Below are 22844 nucleotides of genomic sequence, written 5' to 3' on the forward strand. Positions count from 1 at the left end.
CCCGTCCACCATTCGTAACCCATCCGATATGCGTGTCTGGTTGACCACGCGACGTGATAGGGCTTAACGCCCTACTCGGCGACTTGCTGTGACCGGGCTAACCTGTCAGGAACGGGCGGCGGCGCCGGAGGCCCACGGACACCCCGGCCGCCCGCGAACCTTCGGTTCCCTTTCGGCGTCAGTGCAGGGAAGGGGCAGAACGACATGGAGGAGGCCCGTGACAACCCCCACCTGGGATGAGCCCGGCGGCCCGCTGCAGGCCGACGAGTTCCGCGCCGCCAGTGAGGCGATCATCGCCAACATCGAGCACGTCATCGAGGGCAAGAGCGCCACCGTGCGGCTCGCGCTCGCCGTGATGCTGGCCGAAGGCCATCTGCTGATCGAGGACGTGCCCGGCGTCGGCAAGACCAAACTCGCCAAGGCCCTCGCGCGCTCGATCGACTGCTCGGTCCGCCGGATCCAGTTCACCCCGGACCTGCTGCCCAGCGACGTGACCGGCGTCAGCGTCTACAACCAGGAGACGCGCGACTTCGAGTTCAAGCCGGGCGCGGTCTTCGCCAACCTGGTGGTCGGCGACGAGATCAACCGGGCCTCGCCGAAGACCCAGTCCGCGCTGCTCGAGTGCATGGAGGAGCGGCAGGTCACGGTCGACGGCACCACGTACGAGCTGCAGGCTCCGTTCATGGTCGTCGCGACGCAGAACCCCATCGAGATGGAGGGCACGTACCCGCTGCCCGAGGCGCAGCGCGACCGCTTCACCGCGCGCATCGCGATGGGCTATCCGGACCCGCGCGCCGAGCTGGCGATGCTGAGCGGCCACGGCGCCGCCGACCCGCTGAACAACCTGCGCGCCGTCGCCGACGCCGCGCTGGTGCGCCGGCTCATCGCCACGGTCCGCGACGTGCACGCCGCCGACGCCGTCCAGCAGTACGCGATCGCGCTGGTCACCGCCACCCGCGAGGCGCCGGAGATCCGGCTGGGCGCCTCCCCGCGGTCGACGCTGCAGCTCGTCCGCACGGCCAAGGCGGTCGCCGCGCTCGAGGGCCGCGACTACGTGCTCCCCGACGACCTGCAGGCGCTGGCCGTCCCGGTGCTCGCGCACCGCATCATCCCGACGGCCGACGCGCAGCTCAACCGGCGCACCACGGACGCGATCGTGGCCGAGATCGTGCACCGGCTGCCGCTGCCGCACGACCGGAGCCGCTCCCCGTACGACACCCGCGCCACGGGCGACGGCCGGGCACAGTACGAGTCGCGGGGGCTCTGACATGCGGGAGGCCATGCGGGGCATGACGACCCGCGGCCGCTCCTTCCTCGCGGCGGCCGCCGCCGCGGCGATCTCCGCTGTCATCCTCGGCGAGCGCGACCTGCTGCGCGTGGCGATCCTGCTGGCGGCGCTGCCGCTGCTGGCCGCCGCGTACGTGGGCCGCAGCCGCTACAAGCTGGCCTGCACGCGCTCGCTGGAGCCCGGCCGGGCACCGGTGGGCTCCAGCGCGCGCGTCATCCTGCGGCTGCAGAACATGTCGCGGCTGCCCACCGGCACGCTGCTGCTGGAGGACCGACTCCCGTACGCGCTGGGCAGCCGCCCGCGCGTCGTGCTGGAGCGGCTGGGGGCGCACACGGCCAGCTCGGTGGCGTACACGGTGCGCGCCGACGTGCGGGGCCGCTACCCGGTCGGGCCGCTGGTGATCCGGCTGACCGACCCGTTCGGCCTGTGCGAGCTGACCCGCTCGTTCCCCAGCGTCGACCGGCTCACCGTCATCCCGCAGGTCGTCCCGCTGCCGTCCGTACGCCTCGCCGGCGAGTACGCGGGCACCGGCGACAGCCGCGCCCGCTCGGTGGCCGTCCACGGCGAGGACGACGCGGCGACCCGCGAGTACCGCCGCGGCGACGACCTGCGCCGGGTGCACTGGCGCTCGACGGCCCGCACCGGCGAGCTCATGGTGCGCCGCGAGGAGCAGCCGTGGGAGTCGCGGGCCACCGTCGTCCTGGACACCCGGCAGCACGCCCACCGCGGTGAGGGCCCGACGTCCAGCTTCGAGTGGGCGGTGTCGGCGACCGCCAGCATCGCGGTCCACCTCCGCCAGGCCGGCTACAAGCTGCGCCTGGTCACGGGTACGGGCATCGACCTCGACGCGACCGAGGCCGGCGGCGAGGGCGCCATCCTCGACACCCTCGCCGACGTCAAGCTCAGCCAGACCGGCGACATCTCGGTGCTGGTCGACGCCGTCCGGCGCCGCTCCGACGGCGGGCTGGTGATCGGCCTGTTCGGCGCGCTCAGCGGCGCCGAGGCCGAGGTCCTGAGCGGGCTGCGCGGCAACGGTGCGACCTGCATCGGCTTCGCCGTCGACAGCTCCACCTGGGTGACCATGACCGCGCCCGACCGGCAGGAGGCCGACCGGCAGCACGCCGCGACGTCGCTGGCGCTGGTCCGCAGCGGCTGGCGCTCGGTGCCGGTGGCACACGGCGACTCGCTGGCCGCGCTCTGGCCGGCGGCGGGCCGCGGTTCGCAGGGCTTCGCCTACCGCGCGGCGATGGCCGAGACAGTGGCGGGCATGTGAGAACGGGCAGGCCGGTGCGCACGAGCGGGCACGAGACGACGAGCGGGCATGTGAAGACGGGAGCGGTGCTGTGACCGGGCGACGACGACTCGGGCTGGTGGCGGCGGCGGCGACGCTGCTGGCCGCCGCGCCGCTCTCCGCCATCTTCGACACCTGGACGTGGCTGCTGCAGTGCATCCTGGCGGTCGGCCTGGTCGCGGGCGCGGCGGTGCTGGCCCGCACGCTGCGGTTCCCGACGTGGGCCCAGATCGCGGGCATGATCCTCGTGCTGCTGCTCACGCTCACCTGGATGTTCCCCAGCGGCGAGGAACTGCTGGCGCTGATCCCCACGCCGTCGACCTTCAATCACTTCGGCGAGCTCTTCACCGAGGCCGGCAACGACACCCGGTCGTACGGCGTGCCCGTGCCCGACCGCGACGGCCTGCTGTTCCTCGCCGCCCTCGGCATCGGCTCGGTCTCCATCGCGGTCGACGTGCTCACGGTCATCGCCCGCCGGCCGGCCCTCGCCGGGCTCCCCATGCTGGCGATCTACTCGGTGCCGGTCGCCGTGTACGTCGACAGCGTCCCGGTGGTGCCGTTCATCATCGGCGCGGTCGGCTTCCTCTGGTTGCTCGTCGCCGACAACGTCGACCGGGTCCGCCGCTTCGGCCGGCGCTTCACCGGCGACGGCCGCGACGTGGACGTCTGGGAGCCGTCCCCGCTGGCCGCGGCGGGACGCCGGCTCGCCATGATCGGCGTCGCGGCGGCCGTGCTGCTCCCGCTGATCGTGCCGGGCCTCGACACCGGCCTGCTCAACCGGCTCACCCAGGTGGGCACGGGCGTGGGCGGCAACGGTACGGGCACCGGCGGCAACGGGCGCATCAACCTCTTCGCGTCGCTCACCGGGCAGCTCAACCAGAGCAAGACCACCGACTTCGTCCGCGTGCGCACCAACGAGCGGGACCCGTTCTACCTGCGGTTCGGCGTCGCCGACGTGCTCAGCGCGGACGGATTCAGCAACCGCACCCCGACCGGCCGGCCGTTGTCGCGGGGCATCGACGATCCTCGGCGCAACGACCGTACCGACGGCGGGAGCTACCAGCAGTACCACGCCGAGGTGGAGGTCACCGACGACTTCGGCCAGACCCTCGCCCCGGTGTACTCCATGCCCGTCGACGTCGACGGCCTCGACGGCGCCTGGTCGTACGACCCGAACTCGCAGGTCGTGTTCTCGAACCGGACCACCACCAAGGGCCAGAAGTACTCCTTCGACTACATCCGCGCCAAGTACACCCCCGGCGAGCTGCGCCGCTCCGAGCCGCTCGCCGAGGACGACCCGATCCGTACGCAGTACACCTCCGTCCCCGACGACCCCAAGGTCGAGGCGCTGGTGGCCGCGCGGATCAAGGGCGAGGACACGCAGTACGACAAGGTCATGGCGCTGTACCGCTACTTCTCCCGGGAGAACGGGTTCTCGTACAGCCTGCAGGCGGCGGACCCCACGGGCGGCGCCTCGGCGATCTCCGCCTTCCTGCAGAACAAGACCGGCTACTGCCAGCAGTACGCGGCGGCTCTGGCCTGGATGGTCCGCGAGGCCGGCATCCCGGCCCGGGTCGCGTTCGGCTTCACCCGCGGCAGCACCCGCGACGGCGACACGTACGTGCTCACCAACCGCAACGCCCACGCCTGGACCGAGGTCTACCTCGACGGCTTCGGCTGGATCCCGTTCGACGCCACCCCGGCGGCGGCGGTCGTCGGCTCCAGCCGCTCCGAATGGGCCCCGGACAACGACCGCGTCGAGACCCCCACGGCGACGTCGAGCTCGTCGTCGGCGCCGGGCACCGACGCCTCCGCCGGACCCGACTCGAACGACCGCGCCGACCGGGACCTCGGCGCCGGCGCCCTCGACAACGCGGGCGCGCCGCCCTCGTCCGGCGCCTCGGCCACGGGCCTGATCGTCGCGGGAAGCGCCGCGCTGGTCATCGCGCTGCTGCTGGTACCGGCGCTGCGCCGCATCCTCGTCCGCCGGCGCCGGCACGCGGCCACCACCCCGGTCAGCGTCACCGCGGCCGCGGGTCCGGCGCCGCCGGGCACCCGCGACGTCACGGTCACGACGGAATCGGCCCGCGCCCGCGAGGACGCCCACGCCGCCTGGGACGAGCTCGTGGACACGATGGTCGACTACCGCGTACCGGTGGACCCGACCGAGACCCCGAGGCACACGGCCCGCCGCCTGATCCGCGAGGCGGAACTCGACGGCGCCCCCGCCGACGCGGCGACCCTGCTCGGCCAGGCGGAGGAACGCGCCCGGTACGCACGCACCCCGCTGCACGGTGAAGGCCTCACCTCGGCCCTCACCCAGGTCCGCCACGGTCTGGCCCACACGGCGCCGCGAGGTACCCGGATCGCGGCGGTGCTCCTCCCGCCGTCGGTGATCCTCCGCTGGCGAATGGGCCTGGGCGACGCCTCGGCCCGCTGGATGGGCACGCTCAGCCGCGGCCGCGACGTCCTGGTTCGCTTCAGCCCCCGCCGGCTCCTGGCCAACCGAAGCCGCTGACGACGAGCTGAACGATGCCGCCCGCGCTGATTGCGGGCGGCATCGGCGTATCCGGAGGTTCTGCCCGGGGGGCTCACGGCGCGGCTTGAGCCGGCCGGGCGGCAGGTCAGGAAAGCGCAGCTTCGGGCGGTGGATGGCCCGGCCGGCGATGCGAACCGAGCGACACCGGGGCCGAGCGACACCGGGCGAGCGACACCGGGCTTAGGCCGCGCCAGGGTCACCGGGACCGAGCGCCGCCAAGGCCGAGCGGCGCTAGAGCCGAGCCGCGCCAGGGCCGCCGGGACTGAGCGCCGCCAAGGCCGAGCGGCGCCAGAGCCGAGCCGCGCCAGGGCCGCCGGGACTGAGCGCCGCAAGAACCAGGCCGCGCCGGAGCCGCCGGGATAGGGCGGCGCCAGAGCCAGGCCGCGCCAGGGCCGCCGGGACTGAGCGCCGCCAGAGCCAGGCCGCGCCGGGACCGCCGGGATAGAGCGGCGCCAGTGCCGAGCGGCAATGGGGCCGGGCTGTCGGGAGAGGTGTTCCGGCAGGCAATGCGGCAGCTACCCGGCCACGGTCTCGTCTCACAGGAGGACAAGTTGCCCGCGCAATACGGACAGAGAGGCAAGAACGGGCACGCGATCCGGATAGGAGCGCCGGCACGGCGAAGGACCGAACGGCCCGGCACTGCCACGCGCGTTCACGCCGAACGTCTCACGCGAGCACGACACGGCACGGTGCGGTGCGGTGCGGTGCCGCGGGGAACGGCGTCCATGGGCGCCCGCTCGGCAGGGGTCTGGCGCGGCTGGGCATGGGCCGGCTCGTCATGACTGACGTGGCCCGGACATACGGCGATGGCGGCCGGATGGCCGCCATCTTGTCGCCGGTCGTTGTGGGCTAGCGGTGACCTTCGGGGCGCTGGCGCCAGCGGTCCTCGAGCCGGTCGATGAGGCCCGCTTTGCGGGTCTGCCGGGTGCGGCGGGTCGCGGTGCCGCCGACGGCGTGCAGGTCGGGTGCCTGCCCCTTCCGGCGGCTCTGCATCGCGAATGCGGCCGCTGCCAGCATCACCACGAAGCCGGCCACGCCGAGCGGCGTATTGCGGCTCACCGTGCCGTACACAACCAGTGCGAGACCCAGGACGATCACGATTGCCGCGACGACCAGCCGGCGCCGGGCGTGGAAACGTGGGTCACTGTTCCGCACAGCCGAGGCGAACTTGGGGTCCTCGGCAAGCGACCGCTCGATCTGATCGAACAGCCGCTGCTCGTGCTCCGAGAGCGGCACGGCATTCCTCCCCGGGCGCATGTCCGGCCACCCGGCGGTGGTGCGGGCGGCCGATGGTGCGAGACAGCCGACCGGCTGCCTTACCGCAAGTCTACGAGGGGGTTGGCGGGTCGGAAAGCGGGACGACCGTCGAGTGGGGGTGATTTTCGGTCCGGCGCAGATCAGTTCGTCCCAAAAGACTGGCCGGTCCGACGATGGTCCGGCCGAAACGGGCCGCCACGGCATCGGCGGCGGTCTCCGCCTCGCGCCAGCCGCGTTCCGGTTCGCCCAGGGTGAGCTGCCGGGTTGCGGTCGCCGCGGGGGTGAGGCCCTCGACCCGTACGCCGATGAGCCGGATCGGTTCGGTCGGGCCCAGCGCCCTGAACAGTGCCCAGGACGTCTCGAAGACCTCGCGGGCGACATCGGTGCCGGCCGGTGTCGTGCGGGAGCGGCTGACCGTGCGGAAGTCGGCGAGCCGGACCTTGATCGAGGTCGTGCGGCCGACCGTGCCGGCGGCGCGGAGGCGGGCGCCGACCTTGTCGGAGAGGGCGAGCAGGCTGCGGCGGATCACCGCCGGGTCGCTGACGTCGGTGTCATACGTCAGCTCGGCGCCGATCGACTTCTCCTCGTGCTCGGGGGTGACCCGGCGCGGGTCCCGCCCCCAGGACAGCTCGTGCAGGTGGGCGGCGGACGCCTCGCCGAGCGCCGCGCGCAGCATGCCGACCGGCGCCCGGGCTATGTCGCCGACCGTGGTCAGGCCGAGGCGGCGCAGGTGCTCGGCCGCCTTCTCCCCCACGCCCCAGAGCGCGTCGACGGGCAGCGGGTGCAGGAAGTCGAGGGTCAGGCCGGCCGGGACGACGATCATGCCGTCGGGTTTCGCCCGGGTGGAGCCGAGCTTCGCCAAAAACTTGCTCGGCGCGACCCCGACCGAGCAGGTGAGCCGCTGCTCCTCGACGACCCGGCGGCGGATGGCCGCGGCGATGGCGGCGGGGCGGCCCAGCAGCCGCCGGGCCCCGGCCACGTCGAGGAACGCCTCGTCCAGGGACAGCGGCTCCACCAGCGGGGTCACGTCGCGGAAGATCTGCATGACGGCCCGGGAGACGGCCGAATACTCGGTGAAGTCCGGCGGCAGGAACACCGCGTGCGGGCAGAGCGCCCGGGCCCGCGCGGACGGCATCGCGCTGCGGACGCCGTACCTGCGGGCTTCGTAGCTGGCGGAGCACACGACGCCGCGCGGGCCGACCCCGCCGACCACGACGGCCTTTCCCCGCAGCTCCGGGCGGCGGCGCACCTCGACGGCGGCGAAGAACGCGTCCATGTCGACGTGCAGGATCGGGCATCCCGCGTCGTCGGCCTCCGGCCCGAACCGCGGGTCCCGTCCCCGGCCGATCGCCTGGCTGCGTCCCACGGCGAGCAGCCTAGAGCGGGGGTCCGACAAAACTGAGCAGCGGAATCATCATCTCGGCGGCGGTCACCGACCCGTGGTACGCGACCAGCGACCCCACCGACGGCGGCTCCCATCCCCCGGCGAGCACCACGGTGTGGCCGAGGCACACGATCACCACGTCCCCGATCCGGTCGAGGTGCCCGGGCGCCACCGCGCCGTAGAGCCCGAGCTCCACGGCTTCCTCGCGGGTCAGCACCCACGCCGAGGAGCCGAGCACCTCCCGGTACGCGGCCACCACGTCGTCCCGGGCGCCCGGTTCGACGGACAGGTAGCGGGCCCGGGGCTCCCCCGAGACCCCGGTGATCCCGGCGCTCAGCGAGGGGTCGGCGGCCAGGTCGAGCCGGTTCTCCGGCGGGATGTTCAGCTGCCCGTGGTCGGCGGTGACCAGCAGCGCGGCCCCGCGCGGCAGCCCCTCGGCGAGGCGGGTGACCAGCTCGCCCACCTCCACGGCGGCGACGCGCCACGGCTGCGAGTCGATGCCCGAGCCGTGGCCGTGGTGGTCGAGGTCGGCGTAGTAGCCGTACACGAGGCCGGGGCGGGACAGGGCGCCGAGCATGGCGGTGGAGAGCGCGTACGGGTCGGTGGCGCCGGTGAAGGCCGCACCCCGGTACGCCGCGACGGTCAGGCCGCTGCCCTCGAAGTGCGGCTGGGTCACGAGGGTCGTGGCGACGCCCGCGCCGGCCGCGGTCTCGAAGCGCGTGGGCAGCGGCTGCCACAGCGCAGGGTCGGGGTCCTTGCCCCATTTGATGTGGTTGAGCACGCTGCCGTCGGGCCTGCGTACGGTGAACCCGAGGACCCCGTGCGCGCCCGGCGGCCGGCCGGTGCCGAGCGTGGTGAGGCTGACCGGGGTGGTCGACGGGAAGCCGGCCGTGAGCGTCCGGCCGGTGAGCTCGCCGAGGACCGGTGCGTACGGCGCGGCGACCGGGAGCTGGTACGCCCCCAGCCCGTCCACGAGCAGCACCGCGATCCGGTCGACGCCGCCGAGCTGCTCGCCCAGCCCGAGCACGTCGGCGGCGTCCGGCACCCCGAGCACGGCCGAGACGCTGGGCAGCAGGTCCGCCAGGCTGCCGTGGCCGTAGGCGGGCCGGACCACCGAGGACGGGTCCGGCAGCGCGGGCAGGCTCACCGGCGCCGGGCGAAGACGTGCAGCTGGGAGGCGATGTCGCGGAACGGGAGCCGGGCGGACAGCGCCAGCTCCAGCTCGATCATCGCCTGCGGGTCGTCCTCGACCACCGCGGCGGGCAGCAGGTCGGCGAGCACGCGTACGCCATGGGTCTCCTCGACCGTGAGCCCCGCCGTGGTGAGCAGGGCGACGGCGGTCTCCGCGTCGTAGCGACGGCGCAGCGTGTCGCGCTGCCCGGCGCGGCCCTCGGGGTCGGTGAGCAGCGCGGACGCCGCGCCGAGGTGGCCGTTGAAGGCGCGCCCGAGAACCGCGGCGGCGCGGCCGGCGACCAGCAGGCTGACCGCTCCCCCGGGCCGCAGCGCGGCGGCGATCGCGTCGGCGACGCGGGCCGGGTCGTCGACGACCTCGAGCACCGCGTGGCAGAGGATCAGATCGACGCTGCCGGGCGCGACCAGGCCGGACAGCGCGTCGCCGTCGCCCTGCACGGCGCGGACCCGGTCGGCGACGCCGGCCTCGGCGGCACGCCGGGTGAGCGCGGCGAGCGCGTCCGGGCTGGCGTCGACCACGGTGACCGCATGCCCGGCCTCGGCCAGCGGTACGGCGAACCCGCCGGTGCCGCCGCCCACGTCGAGGACGGTCAGCTCCCGACCGGCGTGCCGCTCGAGTTCGCGGCGCAGCACGGCCCAGACGGCGGCCGTACGCACGGTGACGGGCGGGCGGGGGGTACGCGTCGATGCGGTGTCCACCTGCGCAGCGTATCGGCCCGCCGCAGGCGCGGGGGCGGCGAGCCGTGGCCTGCCACCCCCGTCGGTGCGTCAGCGGATCGCGTACGCCCGGATCACCGTCTGGGTGACCGTGCCACGGTCCGTGGTGGCCGTGGCGCGCAGCGAGACGTACCCGCCGGCCGGGTTGCGGACCAGCGCCGCGCGGTGCGCCCCGGCGCCGACCACCGGCACGGGCTTCCAGGTGCGCCCGTCGTCGGCGGACATCTGCACCGTGACCCGCCGGACCGCGGACCTGACCTGCTGGTCGACGGTGATCGGCACGAGCTGCGGCCGCCGCGCCGGGGCGGCGTTGTGCTCGTCCAGCGCCGGGTGGAAGCGGAGCGTGGAGACGGCGAGCCGCTGGGGGGTCTCCCCGGCGACGTGCCCGGAGCGGAAGGTCCACACGCCGCTCACCTCGGTGGACAGCGTGTGCGGCGCGCCGCGGGTGGCGGACAGCTCCAGCCGGTAGTCACCCGTGGCAGCCGGCACGTCGAACTGGGCGGCCGGATCCGCGACCTCCTCGATCAGCTTGCCGTCGCGGTAGAGCGCCAGCCGCGCCGATTCCAGCGTGCTGCCCCCGGGATGCCCGCTGCCCTCGCCGTACGCCGGCAGCACCACCGTGATCACGTCGCCGGCGCGGGTGACGTAGTCCCACGGGTCCTGGGCGGCGGCGACCGTGGGCGCGAACACGGCCCGGTTCCACTGCTGGTGGTACGTGCGCCCGGCGCGCAGGGGCGCCGGCGGCGTGGTCGCGCCGCTGAGGTCGACCGGCCAGTCGTCCTCCCCGGCCGGCGGCGCCTGCTGGATGAACTCGCCGGACCACTGGGCGCCGCCGTCGGTGTTGACCTGTTCGGTGCGCTGGAACGGCAGGTCGAACGGGATGAACACGGACCAGTACGACGTGTCGCCGTGCCGGGCCGAGTTCGCCTTGGCGCCGTCCGCCCCCGTGGCCTCGGTGGCGTACGTGGCCCTGATGGTGGCGAGGTCACGGTCGCGGACGGCCCTGCGGAAGCCGGTGTACATCACGCCGTCGGAGTACCAGCCGAGGTCGTACACGTGCCGGCTGTTGCGGAACGTCCCGCCGGCGCCGGGGTCGGCGAACGACGCGACGACCGAGCCGGTGAAGTGCTCGTACGGCGCCTGCCCGCCGATCTGCGCGGTGTAGAGGCCGGCCATGTCGACCCCGAACAGCCCGGCGCTGTACCCGAGGTCCCCGGTGTTCCAGTCGGCGCTGGGCGCGACGAGCGTGGGCCGGGACCCGCGCCGGGGCACGGTGATGTGGATGGGCTTGCCGGCGCGGGCGTCGAGGCGGACGGTCCGGTCGCCGTCGATGACGAGGCGCGGCTGGACGAGCAGCACCGATTCCTCCTCGCCGAGGAACGCGTACAGCCCGTACTCGCCCTTGGGCAGGCGCTTCGTCGTGGCCGGGCCGGTGATCGGGTAGTCGTCGCCGGTCTTGAGGTCGAACGCGACGGCGTAGAGCGACTCGGACGGCGTGCCGTCGCGGTCGATGCCCTCGAAGCGGACGTCGTAGCTCTCCGGCTCGCGGAACACCGCGACCGGGGTCTCGACCTTGAGCCCGCCCGCACCGGTGGCCGTGAGGTAGCCGGTGTAGTAGCCGTCGGGCACGTCGGCGCCGGTGTCGGCGGTCAGGGTCGTGGTGGCGGTGCCGTGGGCGGGCACGGTGAGGCTGTTGCGGGCCGGCGTGAAGACGTCGGCGGAGGCCGAGAGGGCCAGGGTGAGCGTGACCGGCGCGTCACCGTCATTGCGGTACGTGACGGTGCGGGCCTCGGGCTGGTCGTCGCCGTGCGGCCAGCGCCCGCCGGTGAAGCTCACCGAGCCCTCGGCGACGGCGACGGACTGGGTGATCGCCCGGGCCACGTCGACCCGGCCGGCGCCCTGCCCGAAGACGTCGACGCCCTCGGTGGGCTTGGCCGCTCCCATCAGGACGGTCTTGCGCTGCTGCGGCGTCCAGCCGGGGTGCTGCTGGGCCAGGATCGCCGCGGCGCCCGCGACGTGCGGGGTGGCCATCGAGGTGCCGGACAGGCTGGAGTAGCCGTCGACCGGGGCGGGGCCGCCGATCACGTCGTGCGCCGCCCGGGCCGCGACGATCTCGACGCCGGGCGCGGTGATGTCGGGCTTGATCGCGTTGTCGCCGGTCCGCGGGCCGCGGCTGGAGAAGTCGGCCAGCTGGTCCTCGCGGTCCACGGCGCCGACGGCCAGGGCCGCGTCGGCGGTGGCCGGGGAGCCGACCGGGGCGAACTCTCCGTCGTTGCCGGCCGCGACGACGAACAGCGTGCCGTACCGGGCGGTGAGGTCCCCGACCGCGGCCTCGAGCGGGTCGGTGCCCTCGAGGTCCGGGCCGCTGAGGCTCATGTTGACGATCGGCGCGCGGGTGGCGGCCCACGCCATGCCGGCGAGGATGGCGGAGTCGTCGCAGAACTCCGTGTCGCACACCTTGCCGATGACGAGCTTCGCGCCGGGTGCGACGCCGCGGTACCGCCCGCCGGAGGCCGCGCCCGTGCCGGCGATGGTCGAGGCGACGTGCGTGCCGTGCCCCACCATGTCGTCGGTGTCGGCGGCCTCGGTGAAGTTCTTCGCCTCGGCGATCTGACCGGCGAGGTCCGGGTGGGTGGCGTCGACGCCGGTGTCGAGGACGGCCACCTTGACCCCGGTGCCGTCGAGGCCCTTCTGCCAGGCGGCGGGGGCGCCGATCTGCGGCACGCTGTGGTCCAGGGTGACCTTGCGCTTGCCGTCGAGCCAGAGCCGGTCGATGCCCGGGGCCAGCGAGCGTGCGGTGCCCGTACCCCGGGTCAGCGCCTGCCAGAGCCCGGCCCGGCCCTGCCGGTCCGCACGGACCGCGAGCGTGCCGACGACCTTCAGGTCGCGCGTCACGCGCGTGCCCGGCACGGAGGTCGCGGTCCGGGCCTGCCGGGCCTGGTTCCCCGGGTACGCGACCAGCAGCGGCACCTCCGGGGCGCGCTCGTCGGTGTATCCGGCCGCGGCGAGCGCGGTGACGTCGAACAGTCGCTCGTCCACCCGTCCGGCGCGCAGCAGCGGCACGGCGTCGACGGGGACGATGCGCCGGCCCCGCGCGGTGCGCTCGGTGAGGAACCGCATCCCGGCGCGGCCGGGGCCGGGCCGGACGGCGGCCGATCCGTCGCGGGTCAGCGTGACCCGGTCGCCGGTGATCAGGGTGATCGACGTGGTGCCGGCCGGGGCGGCGGGTGCCGGTCCGGTGCGGACGGTCGCTGGCCCGGCCTGCGCCGCCGGTCCCGCGGCCACGACCGCACCGGCGGTGGCGGTGATCAGGCCCAGCAGCAGTGCGGGCAGCCTTCGTGGTCGCATGCGTCCTCCCCCGAACCGGGTCAGTCCCGGCAGGACATAGACGCTCGCCACTCTTCGGAACTTTTGCCCCGGTTCTGACGGACATCCGACAGATATCCGGGGGTGATGCCGGCGCGGCTCCTGCGGGCCGGCCGGCGCGATGGCCGAGGCCGCGCTCAGAACGCCATGACCACGCCCATCGTGCGGGCCATGTCGCAGGCGTTGCCGAAGGTGTGCGTCCAGTCGACCGGCCGGCCGTGCCAGGTGCCCTCGATCCGTGCGGTGACCGGCGCGTACTCCATCGTGCACATGACCTTGGCGGGCCGGAGCTTCTCGGGCCGGCCGTGCACCTTCGCCAGCGCCTGGCAGGCTTTGCCCTTCTTCGGGTGCGCGCCGCCGGCCGGGTCGCACCGCAGCACGACCGCCGCCGCGTACCCCGCCTCGGCCTCGTAACTGAGGACCAACTCACTCTGCTTGACCGCCGCCACGGCCGGGCTCGCCAGCCCGAGCACCATCACCGCGGACAGCCCGATGGTACGGATCATGACGCCACTCCCCCGTCGTACGTTTCCGTGCGCATCCGGTGTACGCCCCAAAAGGTGCAAGACGCGCGGAACGGAAATATAGCGTCCGTTCAGCGGAAGTCGCGGGAGGCCGGGGTGACCGGCGGGGTGACCGCCTCGAGCCGGTCGGCGACCAGGTTCAGCACCCCCTCGGTCTTCTCCAGCCGCCCCCGCACCAGCAGCGCCGCGCTGGTCCGGGCCACCCGCCGGTACCGCTGCCACAGCCCCGGCGAGCAGGTCACGTTGAGCATCCCGGTCTCGTCCTCCAGGTTGATGAACGTGACCCCGCCCGCGGTCGCCGGCCGCTGCCGGTGGGTGACGATGCCGCCCACCCGGATCCGGGTGCCCGCCTCCACCCGGCCCAGCCCGGAGATCGGCAGCGCGCCCCGGCCGGCCAGCTGCTCCCGGACGAACTGCGCGGGGTGCGCGTCCGGGGACAGGCCCGTCGCCCAGACGTCGGCGACCAGCTTGTCCACGTCGCCCATGCCGGGCAGGGTGGGCGCCTCGGTGCCGGTGACCGTGCCGGGCAGCCGGCCGGGCCGGTCCTGCGCCGCGGCGCCCGCCGCCCACAGCGCCTCGCGGCGCGACAGGCCGAACCCGGCGAAGGCGTCGGCGGTCGCGAGGGCCTCCAGGTGGGCGGTCGAGCATCCGGTCCGGCGGGCCAGATCGGCCATGTCCCGGTACGGGCCGTGCGCGGCGCGCTCGTCCTCGATCGTCTTCGCCAGCTCGTCGCCGAGGGTCCGCACGCTCTTCAGGCCCATCCGTACGGCCGGGCCGCCGAGCCCCCACGCGTGCGGCGGCTCCCCCGGCGCCGAGCCCCACGTGGTGGCGGCCGTCGACTCCAGCGTCGCGGCGGCCGCGCTGAGGTTGATGTCGGGACGGCGTACCTCCACACCGTGCCGGCGCGCGTCGTCCACCAGCGACTGCGGCGAGTAGAAGCCCATCGGCTGCGCGTTGAGCAGGGCCGCGCAGAACGCCGCCGGGTGGTAGCGCTTCAGCCAGGCGCTCGCGTACACCAGATAGGCGAAGCTCATCGCGTGGCTCTCGGGGAAGCCGTAGTTGGCGAACGAGGAGAGCTTCAGGAACAGGTCGTCGGCGAGGTCACCGGTGATCCCCCGCTCGGCCATGCCCTCGTAGAGCCGCCGCTTGATCCGTTCCATCTTCTCCATCGACCGCTTCGAGCCCATGGCCCGGCGCAGCTGATCCGCCTCGGACGGGTCGAATCCCGCCACGTCGATCGCGAGCTGCATGAGCTGCTCCTGGAACAGCGGGACGCCGAGTGTCTTCTCGAGGGCGTTGCGCATCAGAGGGTGCGGGTAGGTAACCGGCTCGCGGCCGTTCTTCCTTCTGATGAAGGGGTGGACCGAGCCACCCTGGATCGGTCCGGGGCGGATCAGGGCGACCTCCACCACGAGGTCGTAGAACTCTCCCGGCTTCAGGCGAGGCAGGGTGGCCATCTGCGCGCGGCTCTCCACCTGGAACACCCCGACGGAATCGGCCCGGCACAACATCTCGTAGACCTCGGGATCGTCGAGACGCATGGTGCTGATGTCCAGGTCGGACTCGATCATGTCGTACGCGTAGTGCAGCGCCGACAGCATCCCGAGGCCGAGCAGGTCGAACTTGATCAGCTCGATCGCCGCGCAGTCGTCCTTGTCCCACTGCAGCACCGTGCGCCCCGGCATCCGCCCCCACTCCACCGGGCACACCTCGATGATCGGCCGGTCGCAGATGACCATGCCGCCGGAGTGGATCCCCAGGTGCCGCGGGAAGCTCTGCACCTCGTTGGCGAACGCGACGACCTGCTCGGGGATGTCCTCCACGTCGATCGCGGCCACGCTGCCCCAGCGGTCGATCTGCTTGCTCCACGCGTCCTGCTGCCCGGGCGAGAACCCGAAGGCCTTGGCCATGTCGCGTACGGCGGACCGCGGCCGGTACGAGATCACGTTGGCGACCTGCGCGGTGTGCTCCCGGCCGTGCTTGGCGTACACGTGCTGGATCACCTCCTCGCGCCGGTCCGACTCGATGTCCACGTCGATGTCGGGCGGGCCGTCCCGCTCCGGCGCGAGGAACCGCTCGAACAGCAGGTCGTACTCGACCGCGTCCACGTTGGTGATGCGCAGCGCGTAACAGACCGCCGAGTTTGCCGCCGACCCGCGGCCCTGGCAGTAGATGTTGTTCTCGCGGCAGAACCGCACGATGTCGTAGACCACCAGGAAATAGCCGGGGAAGTTCAGCTCCTCGATCATCCGCAGCTCGTGCTCGATCTGCGCGTACGCCTTCGGATGCGCCTGCGGCGGCCCGTACCGTTCCCGGGCGCCGCGCATGGTCAGCTCCCGCAGCCAGCTCATCTCGGTGTGCCCCGGCTCCGGGATCGGGAAGTCCGGCAGCCGCGGCGCCACCAGGTTCAGGTCGAACGCCAGGTCCTCGCCGAACATCGCCGCGTTCTCCACCGCGCCCGGGTACGCGGCGAACCGCTTGCGCATCTCCGTGCCGCTGCGCAGGTGCGCGGTGCCGGCCGCGGGCAGCCAGCCGTCCAGCTCGTCGAGGCTGCGCCGGGCCCGTACGGCCGCCAGCGCCGTCGCGAGCCGCCGCCGCCCCGGGGTCGCGTAGTGCACGTTGTTGGTCGCGACCACCTCCAGCTTCCGGCTGCGCGCCAGCTCGTACAGCACCTCGTTGCGGTCGTCGTCGTACGGGTCCCCGTGATCGGTCAGCTCCACGGCGACGTTGCCGCGCCCGAACAGCCGCACCAGCCGGTCCAGCTCCCGCGCCGCCCCCACCGGCCCCTCGGCGGCCAGCGCGCGCGGGACACTGCCCTTGCGGCATCCGGTGAGCACCAGCACGTGGTCGCGCAGCACCTCGGCGATCTGCTCCAGGTCCCCGTACGCCGGCTTGCCCTTCTCCTTGCCGGCGAGCTGACCGCGCGAGATCGTCCGGGCCAGGCGCGCGTACCCCTCGGGGCCGTGCGCGAGCGCGAGCAGGTGCCGGCCCTCCGGATCCGCCTCGCCGTTCTGCGGCGCGCTCAGGTCCAGCGACAGCTCGGCGCCGAAGATCGTGGGGAGCCCCAGCTCGCGGGCGGCCTGGGAGAACCGCACCACCCCGTAGAACCCGTCGTGGTCGGTGACGGCGAGCCCGGTCAGCCCCAGCCGCGCCGCCTCCTCGGCCAGCTCCTCGGGGTGGCTCGCGCCGTCGAGGAAGCTGAAGTTCGTGTGACAGTGCAGTTCGGCGTACCGGTCCTCGCTGACCGAGCGGATCAGCGCGGGGGCCTCGTACGGCTGCCGCTTGCGGCTCCACGCGGGCGAGTCCCCGCCGTCGCCGTCGACCGCGAGGGGGTCGACGACGTGCAGATGCCGGTCGCTGCGGCGCCCGGACAGGGTGCTCTCCAGCTCGCCCCACGGCATCCGCGGATTGTGGAAACCCACCGCTTCCCCCTAGTCGTAGATCGCTTCGACGGCCCAGTGGCCGGACGCCAGGGACAGCAGGAACGCCCGGCCGTCGGCCACGGCCATCTGGAACCGGGCCCGCCGGCGCGCCTCCCCCTCGGCCCACCAGCGCTCGTCCACCGGCCACGGCCCGGCCCACCCGGTGATCTCGGCGGCCTCCTCGCCCAGCACCAGCACCGCGGGGCGGCCGGTCAGCTCGAGGCGGGCGCTCACGCCGAGCGGCGTACCCGTGTCGTCCAGCACCACCGCGGGCGCCGGCTGCGGCAGCACCAGGGCCGGCGCCGGGCCGGGGATGCGGCCCGGCCAGGGTGGCCTTTTGTCCTTCTCCGGCGGCTTACGCGGCTCGGGCCGAGGGTCCGGCGCTGCTGCCGCGCCCGCCACCGGGCAGCCCTCCGGGCCGGGCTCCGGGCCGGGCTCCGGGCCGGGCTCCGGGCCGGGCTCCGGGCCGGGCTCCGGGCCGGGCTCCGGGCCGGGCTCCGGGCCGGGCTCCGGGCCGGGCTCCGGGCCGGGCTCTGCTGTGGCGACGACCACGGGCGCGGGGCCGGGCTGGGGCGCGGCCGGCCGGGCCGGTTCCCGCTCGTCACCCCACGGCACGAACCGGACCTGGTCGTCGGCGGACCGGCCACCGCCGACCACCGCGGTCACCACCGCCTCCGGCCCCAGCAGACCCTGGATCCGGCTCAGCGCCCGATGCGCCCGCTCCTTCTCCGCGCCCGCGTCCCCCCACAGCCCGGGCTGCAGTCCCAGGTGGACGAGGACGCCGTCGGGCACCAGCCGCAACCGGACCAGCCCCGCGGTCGGCCGCGCCGGGCCACCCCGCCGGGCCCCGGTCAGCCAGCCGTCGAGCTGCCAGCGCACCCGCTCCGCGATCGCCGCGGCGGTCAGCAACCCGTCGTGCCGCCAGACCCGGTGCAACTCCTGGCCGTCGGCGGTGACGGCTTCGATGCCCAGCCGGGTGCAGGCCATCCCGTACGCGGCCAGCCGCTCGTGCAGCCGCTCGGCCAGTGCCCGCCCGGCGAACGCGGCCACGTCGACCCGCTCGAGGGGTTCGTCGTACGTGTCGGTCACGTCCAGGTCGGGCGGCGGCTGCCGGACGGCGAGCGGCCGATGGTCCAGCCCGGCGGCGAGCCGGTGCGCGAGCGCCCCGTCGAACCCGAACCGGCTCAGCACGTCGGACGCGGGCAGCGCGGCGAAATCACCCAGCGTCTTCACCCCGAGCCGGCGCAACAGGTCGGTCAGCGCGGGCCGCTCCAGCGCCGCGACGGTCATCGAAGCGAGAAACTCCCGGGTACGCCCGGCAGCGACGATCCGTCCCGCCCGGGCGGCCAGCCCCGCCGCGAACACCCCGTCGGCGATGCCCACCTGGGCCTCCACGGCGCACGCCTGCGCGACCTGCTCGACGATCCGCTCGGCGGCCCGCTCCTCACCCCCGAAATACCGGGAGGGACCCCGGGCGGCCAGCGCACACGCCCCCGGCCGTACCACCTCCACCCCGACGGCCACCTCCTCCACGGCGGCGACGACCGGCTCGAAGGCCCGCGCATCCCGCCCCGGATCATGCTCGACGACAACCAGCTGAGGGCACCGCCCCTGCGCCTCCCGCCGCCGCAACCCCCGCCGTACGCCCTCAGCCCGGGCCGCCTCGGAACACGCCACCACCCGATTCGCACGCAGCACGGCAACGGGCCCGTCGGCGCGTACCCCATCGACGATCTCCGCGGCGATGACCGGCCAGTCGGGGCACCAGAGCAGCAGGGTCCGGGGGGCGTTCATGCGGGCTCCACGACGGACAGGGCACCCCAGCGCTTAGGACCGGGTCCGCGGCCCTCACCCTCTTCCGCTGGTCCCCCTTCGCCTCCCCGGCCTGCTTCCTCTTCGTTCCACCGGCCCGCTTCCCCTGCCGGTTCCGTTTCCCCTGCCGGTCCCGCTTCCCCTGCTGGTCCCGTTTTCCCCGCCGGTCCCGCTTCCGCCGCCGGTCCCGCTTCCTCCGCTGGTCCCGCTTCCGCCGCCGGTCCCGCTTCCGCCGCCGGTCCCGCTCCCCTTGCCGGTCCCGCTTTCCTCCCGGGTCCGGCTTCCTTTCCTGCCGGCAGCCCTTCCGCCCGGCCTTCCTCCGGCGCCGCAACCTGATCGGAAACCGGGGGAATGACCGGCGACGCCGCGACCGCCGGCATCCAGAAGGTCACCTCCTTGGGCCGGGCCGCAGCCCCCCGCCCCCGAGCGACAACGGTCACCTCCCGCCGCCGCAGCCGCCCCCGCCCGTCCCCCAACCCCTCCCACCGGCCCCGGGTGACCTGCAGCGTGACGTCGGCACCGTCCCACCGCCCGTACGGCACGAGCACACACCCCCGCTGCCGGGCCCGAGCCACGAGCCGGCTGGTCACGGAGGGCGCAACGGGCCCGGGAACCGCGACCACGACCACATCGACCCCGTCGATCAGCGCGGCCACCACGGTGGGCCACTCGGGACCGGGATTCGGCACCAACGCCAACCGCTCCAGAGCGATCCCACTCTGCGCGGCGGCGAGCGCACCGAGCGCGGGTACGCCGACGACAGCGCACCAGGATCCGGCATGGGAGGCGGCGGAGAGAAGCGCCAGCAGAAGAGAGGTACCACCGTTACCGACCCGCTCGGCGGCCCGGCCCCGGTCGGCCACCGAGGAACCCCGGCCGAGGAAGGAACCCACCACCGGCGAAACAGCCGACGAACGCCGGGCAGCCGAAAGCCCGCTCACCGCCGACCCGGCCAACGCACGCCCAGCCGGCGCGGTCCCAGCCGACGCGGTCCCAGCCGGCGCGGTCCCAGCCGGCGCGGTCCCAGCCGTCGAGGGCCAGGCCGATGCGGGCCCGGCCGACGCAAGACCAGCCGACGCGGGCCCAGCCGACCCGGGACCGGTCGACCCGGGACCGGCCGACCCGGGACCGGCCGACCCGGGACCGGCCGACCCGGGACCGGTCCGCGACGGACCCTCCGGCAGGGAAGGCGTTTCCCCCGCCCCCGGGCCCGACGCCTTCTCCGCCGGCGGTTTCCACGGGAAGCCTGACGCCCGCGACCCGCGCCCCTCCCCCGGACCTCGCAGCTCTCCCGGACCGCGCAGGTCTCCCGGACCGCGTCGGTCTCCCGGCTGCCGGGCGGTGTCGAAGGTGAGGCCGACCGCGACCGTGCTGCCCCGGCGCAGTCCGCGGCCCGGGAGCAGTTCGCCCAGTTCGGCATGCACCGGCAGCACCCGGTGCATCCCGCTCTCGCCGGTCTCCCCGGCCGGCCGTACCAGCTCAGCAAGAGCCGCAGCACTGTTGATCATGCGCCCGGCCATCGTCCCGCCCCGCTGTGCACTCACTGAAGTTGATCTTTATGGATCCGCCGGGTCGGACAGGTCCCTGCCTGGTCCGGCCGGCCGCTCATGCCGCTCGCGCGACTCCGATACACCCCGCCTCGCCGATGCGGTCCTCTCGGCTCAGCCACCTGCCGCACCGGGCGATGGTCCGCGCTGACGAGACTGCCGCTCGGAGACGGCCGCCCGATCGCCTTGAACAAGGCTCGAGTGAACCGAGCACCCCTTGCTCACGCGCCGGATGAACCCAGCACCCCTGGCTCACGGGCCGGATGAACCCAGCACCCCTCGCTCACGCGCCGGATGAACCGAGGGCACTCGCTCGCCGGGTGGGTGGACCGAGAGCCCTCCGTTCGCGCGGCGAGTGCGCGGTGGACGCAGCCACCGTCGCCGGACCGCGGGCGAGGAGAGCGATGACGGTTCCGGAGGCCGCGGGCACCCGCCGAGCAAGACGGCCGTGGGCGCCCGCCGAGCAGGACGCAGCACCGCGAGCGAGCAAGGCCGTGCTGCGACGGCTCGGGTGAGGCGGTCAGGCGGCTTCGAGGCTGGGTTGGTATGCCAGGCCGAGGGCTGCCTGCACCAGGGACACGAAGGTCTCCGCCGCCGTCAGGAGGTCGTCCGCCTCGCGGGCCGTGACCACGCGGGGGATGCCGGCCTCGGCGGCTGCCCGTTTGGTGGCGCCGAGGGCGAAGTAGCTGGCCCAGTCGCCGAACTCGGGCGCCACCAGGACCAGGAGGGACCAGGTGCTGGTGACGCGGTTGCGGCGGGTGGGTGCGGCGGGTCTGGCACGGGCGGCGAGCACGGCGGCGGCCGCTCGGAGGGCCGCGAGGTGGGCGGCCGCGTAGCGCAGGCCGTCGGGGCGGGTGCGGGCCGCTTCCGCGAGGCCCTGGCGCGCGATGGCGAGCAGCTGGGCCGGGGTGCGGTTGGGCAGGAGGTTGGCGGGGATCGTGGGCGCCGCCTGGGTGCCGGCCGTGGGAGCGTGGGCCAGGCCGTACGCTCGCGGGCCAGGCTCGGCGGGCGCCCCGGACGTCCCGGGCGAGCGGGCATCCCAGGGTTCGGGCACCGCACGGGGTGAACCGGCGTCCCGGGGCTCGGGCACCGCGGGGCGCGCCTGCGGAACGGGGTGTCTCAGGCCCGGTGCCGGGTTGCTCACCATGGTCTCTCCTCGCGTGTGTCGCATCCGACGTGCTGGTCGAACCGGTCGCTGCTGAGGAAGGCACAGCGTGGTGCCGCCGGCCGGGTGTGAAGCTTCCCCACACCACACCCGGCCGGACTTGCGCCGGCGGGTCCGCCGCCCGCCACCCGGGGGTCGAGGGTGGCGGACAGCGGTCCTGCCTGTTGCGGCCCGGACCCGCGAATGCCCGGACCTGCGGTGCGACGCTTCGCGGGCGTCACACCCGGGAACCACGCCGCGAACGCGGAACCCGATCAGTCAGCCCGAAGCCGACCGGTCCGGCCCGGCCGCCCTCCGGAGGCGACCGGACCGGCGCCCGCCAGGAGGGGCGGCCGCCCGACCGGCGCCGACCGGCTGGAACAGCCGTTCGAACCAATCGAACACTCGTTCTAACTACTGGAGAGAGTAACACCACCCTCTGACAAAAAAGCAACGCCGCAGCGCCGCAGGTCAGAGGTGATCTTCACCGCCGGGACGGCAGCGGCGGAAGGTACCCGGAAGGGCTGTGCCGCGAGCGGGCGAACAGCAGGAGCAAAGGCGGCCGGGACAGCACTGACACAAGACAAGCGAGACGGCCGCGGACGGGAGACGACCGCGGACGGGAGACGGCCGCGGACGGGAGACCGAGGCAGGCGGGACGGCGGTGAGGGGCAGCGGGCGGGAGGGGTCATTACCGTGGACGGCATGCTCAGCGGCCCGATGACCCCGGCGGATCTGCGCCTCGGCGTTGCCGAACTCACCGCTCGTGAGCCCCGCTTCGCCGCCGTCGCGGAACGTCACGGATTTCCGCTGATGTGGGACCGCGCGCCCGGGTTCGCCTCGCTGGTGCACATCATGCTGGAGCAGCAGGTGTCGCTCGCGTCGGCGCGGGCGACGTTCGATCGGCTGCGGGCGATCGCCGATCCGCTCAGCGCCGAGAGTCTGCTGGCGCTCGACGACCGTCAGTTGCGCGAGGCGGGATTCAGCCGGCAGAAGGCGCGGTACGCCCGGGCCGTGGCCGATGCCGTCGTCGCCGGTTCGCTGCGGCTGGAGGCGCTGACCGGGCTGGACGACGACGCCGTCGATCGGCAGTTGCGGGCGGTGCCGGGCATCGGGCCGTGGACGGCGGCGATCTACCGCCTGTCGGCCCTGGGGCGGCCCGATGCGTGGCCGGCCGGCGACCTCGCCGTGGCAGCCGGGATCGCTCAGCTGTGGGAGCTGCCGGCGCTCCCCTCACCGGCCGGGACGGTTCTGCGCGCCGAGGCTTGGCGGCCGTGGCGAGCGGTCGCGGCCCGCCTGCTGTGGCAGCAGTACCTGGGGACGAAGGGACGGGCGGCCGGCTGACCCACGGAACGGGGCCGG

Annotated in this window: 13 protein-coding genes and 1 pseudogene; 4 read left to right on the forward strand and 10 right to left on the reverse strand. The window is 74.4% G+C overall.

Features of this window, described 5'->3' with window-relative positions; genetic code table 11:
• Positions 1 to 217 precede the first annotated feature (217 nt).
• The 3 genes from COUCH_RS29745 (at position 218) to COUCH_RS29755 (ending at position 5097) form a co-directional block, all read left to right on the forward strand.
• On the forward strand, positions 218 to 1267 hold the full coding sequence (locus COUCH_RS29745) for an AAA family ATPase (protein WP_249608518.1): 1050 nt from the start codon (positions 218 to 220) through the stop codon (positions 1265 to 1267).
• A 1-nt stretch (position 1268) separates the two neighbouring features.
• Positions 1269 to 2561, forward strand: a complete 1293-nt coding sequence (locus tag COUCH_RS29750; RefSeq protein ID WP_249608519.1) for a DUF58 domain-containing protein — start codon at positions 1269 to 1271, stop codon at positions 2559 to 2561.
• Positions 2562 to 2631: 70 nt separating this feature from the next.
• On the forward strand, positions 2632 to 5097 hold the full coding sequence (locus COUCH_RS29755; RefSeq protein ID WP_249608520.1) for a transglutaminase TgpA family protein: 2466 nt from the start codon (positions 2632 to 2634) through the stop codon (positions 5095 to 5097).
• Positions 5098 to 5967: 870 nt separating this feature from the next.
• On the opposite strand, the gene COUCH_RS29760 is transcribed toward COUCH_RS29755, so the two are convergent.
• The 10 genes and pseudogenes from COUCH_RS29760 to COUCH_RS29805 form a co-directional block, all read right to left on the reverse strand.
• A complete protein-coding gene (locus COUCH_RS29760; RefSeq protein WP_249608521.1) occupies positions 5968 to 6354 on the reverse strand; it encodes a DUF3040 domain-containing protein in 387 nt (128 codons plus the stop codon).
• A gap of 91 nt (positions 6355 to 6445) precedes the next feature.
• The gene (locus tag COUCH_RS29765) at positions 6446 to 7741 is read right to left on the reverse strand and encodes a DNA polymerase IV (RefSeq protein ID WP_249608522.1); all 1296 of its coding nucleotides are present in this window, start codon (positions 7739 to 7741) and stop codon (positions 6446 to 6448) included.
• A 10-nt stretch (positions 7742 to 7751) separates the two neighbouring features.
• On the reverse strand, positions 7752 to 8906 hold the full coding sequence (locus tag COUCH_RS29770; protein ID WP_249608523.1) for an alkaline phosphatase family protein: 1155 nt from the start codon (positions 8904 to 8906) through the stop codon (positions 7752 to 7754).
• The gene (locus tag COUCH_RS29775) at positions 8903 to 9649 is read right to left on the reverse strand and encodes a methyltransferase domain-containing protein (protein WP_249608524.1); all 747 of its coding nucleotides are present in this window, start codon (positions 9647 to 9649) and stop codon (positions 8903 to 8905) included. The genes COUCH_RS29770 and COUCH_RS29775 overlap by 4 nt, the downstream gene beginning before the upstream one ends.
• A 69-nt stretch (positions 9650 to 9718) precedes the next feature.
• On the reverse strand, positions 9719 to 13015 hold the full coding sequence (locus COUCH_RS29780; RefSeq protein WP_249608525.1) for a S8 family serine peptidase: 3297 nt from the start codon (positions 13013 to 13015) through the stop codon (positions 9719 to 9721).
• Between the two features lie 155 nt (positions 13016 to 13170).
• A complete protein-coding gene (locus COUCH_RS29785) occupies positions 13171 to 13539 on the reverse strand; it encodes an SSI family serine proteinase inhibitor (protein ID WP_249608526.1) in 369 nt (122 codons plus the stop codon).
• Positions 13540 to 13628: 89 nt separating this feature from the next.
• A complete protein-coding gene (locus COUCH_RS29790) occupies positions 13629 to 16979 on the reverse strand; it encodes an error-prone DNA polymerase (protein WP_249608527.1) in 3351 nt (1116 codons plus the stop codon).
• A 9-nt stretch (positions 16980 to 16988) separates the two neighbouring features.
• Positions 16989 to 18773 carry a DNA polymerase Y family protein gene (locus tag COUCH_RS29795; protein WP_249608528.1) on the reverse strand — a complete coding sequence of 595 codons (1785 nt, stop codon included), beginning with the start codon at positions 18771 to 18773 and terminating at the stop codon, positions 16989 to 16991.
• Positions 18774 to 19138: 365 nt separating this feature from the next.
• A pseudogene (locus tag COUCH_RS29800) lies at positions 19139 to 19732 on the reverse strand (hypothetical protein); the annotation flags it as partial.
• Between the two features lie 1126 nt (positions 19733 to 20858).
• Positions 20859 to 21317: an SAV_6107 family HEPN domain-containing protein gene (locus tag COUCH_RS29805; protein WP_249613847.1), complete on the reverse strand. Its 459-nt coding sequence runs from the start codon at positions 21315 to 21317 to the stop codon at positions 20859 to 20861.
• A gap of 870 nt (positions 21318 to 22187) precedes the next feature.
• Between COUCH_RS29805 and COUCH_RS29810 the strand changes: the two genes are divergently transcribed.
• On the forward strand, positions 22188 to 22826 hold the full coding sequence (locus tag COUCH_RS29810; protein WP_249608529.1) for a DNA-3-methyladenine glycosylase family protein: 639 nt from the start codon (positions 22188 to 22190) through the stop codon (positions 22824 to 22826).
• The last annotated feature ends 18 nt before the right edge of the window (positions 22827 to 22844 follow it).

This window comes from Couchioplanes caeruleus, from assembly GCF_023499255.1.
Taxonomy (GTDB): Bacteria; Actinomycetota; Actinomycetes; order Mycobacteriales; family Micromonosporaceae; genus Actinoplanes; species Actinoplanes caeruleus_A.